The sequence below is a fragment of the Pseudoalteromonas sp. bablab_jr011 genome, from assembly GCF_016464045.1.
Lineage (GTDB): Bacteria > Pseudomonadota > Gammaproteobacteria > Enterobacterales > Alteromonadaceae > Pseudoalteromonas > Pseudoalteromonas lipolytica.
In genome coordinates this window covers 1-666 of record NZ_JACDWU010000057.1, presented here as the reverse complement: position 1 = coordinate 666, position 666 = coordinate 1, and the positions used below count along the sequence as shown (strand labels likewise).

Annotated in this window: 1 protein-coding gene; it reads right to left on the bottom strand. The window is 41.7% G+C overall.

Features of this window, described 5'->3' with window-relative positions:
- Nucleotides 1-33: 33 nt before the first annotated feature.
- Nucleotides 34-666, bottom strand: a 633-nt coding sequence (locus JIG41_RS01575) for an RNA-guided endonuclease TnpB family protein (RefSeq protein ID WP_199524173.1), incomplete at its 5' end; no start/stop codon positions are given.

Sequence of the window (666 nt, the reverse complement as noted above, 5' to 3'; positions counted from 1 at the left end):
TGATCACTGGGCTTCTACAGTCTAGCTTAACGGCTAGGCTGCTTCTTTTTTCTCAGATCCAAAATCCAACTTCGATAATTCGAAGACTTTCGTTTTAACGGATTGTTTCTCCTGAGATACGGGTGCTACCCTTGCGACGATTCCAGCCGCAATTAAATCTAATTCACCTGTCTTTTCTATGCTCTTAGCCGACGATAGATCACGGTTTTGATACGTTCCGCAAGCTACACAAGTGAAATACCTATCGTTCAATGTTAAAACATGGTTTTGGCCGCACTCTGAGCAGATCCCAGTGGACTTCTCAAATCGACCAATTTCGTGATACAACTTACCCTCTAACTCAGCTTTGTATTTTGAAAGCTGAGTTATCAGCCCCATTACGTTATCGGCAACCATGCTGCCATTGAACTTTTGAATCGCTTTTACGTTTAAATCTTCAAAACACGCTATATCAGTTTCATTGATTATCTGTCGTGAAATTTTGTGCGCAAAGTCGAGCCTTTGCCTTGAGATTTTACCGTGTAGTTTATTGATGCGTTGTTTAGTTTTGTGCCAACGATTTGAGCCTTTGGTTCGACGCGCAAGCTGGCGTTGCAATTGATTTAGCTTCTCTTTTGACTGTTTTAAAAACTTCGGATTATCGGCCACAAATCCGTTCGAACCAAC